This window comes from Vibrio sp. 378 (assembly GCF_033339435.1).
Genome location: NZ_JAWOUO010000511.1, coordinates 1 through 723, shown reverse-complemented (window position 1 = coordinate 723; position 723 = coordinate 1). Strand labels below are relative to the sequence as shown.

General features: G+C 47.0%; 1 protein-coding gene. It reads left to right on the top strand.

Features of this window, described 5'->3' with window-relative positions:
* Window positions 1-723, top strand: a 723-nt coding sequence (gene xseA / locus R7Q48_RS27235; protein ID WP_318133370.1) for an exodeoxyribonuclease VII large subunit, incomplete at both ends; no start/stop codon positions are given.

Sequence of the window (723 nt, the reverse complement as noted above, 5' to 3'; positions counted from 1 at the left end):
AAAGATTCTCGTGCTCAAGTAAAATGTGCCATGTTCCGTGGTAACAATCGTCGCGTTACTTTCAAACCTGCAAACGGCAATCAAGTTTTAGTTAAAGCCCGTCTGTCTCTGTATGAGCCACGTGGTGACTACCAATTGATCATCGAAAGCATGCAGCCTGAAGGCGATGGTCGTCTGCAACAAGAGTTTGAAGAGCTTAAGATGACGTTGGCAGCGGAAGGTTTGTTCGCTCAAACCAACAAACTGCCACTACCAGAACATCCAAAGCGTGTTGGTGTCATCACTTCTAAAACAGGTGCAGCGCTTTACGACATATTGGACGTTTTAAAACGCCGTGATCCTTCCCTACCCGTGGTTATTTATCCGACCATGGTCCAAGGTGATGACGCAGCCATTCAAATTGCCCAAGCAATCGGTCGTGCTAATAGCCGAAATGAATGTGATGTATTGATTGTTGGTCGTGGCGGCGGCTCTCTAGAAGACTTATGGTGCTTTAACAATGAGATCCTTGCTCGCACTATTGCTGCAAGTCAAATCCCGATCATTAGTGCTGTGGGCCATGAAGTCGACATGACGATTGCCGATTTTGTTGCCGATGTGCGAGCTCCTACTCCATCAGCTGCCGCTGAACTGGTTAGCCGTGACAATAGCCATAAAGATCAAGCTTTGGTGACTCGTCAACATAAATTGGCAAGTGCTATGCGTTACTACTTAGCGCAGCAA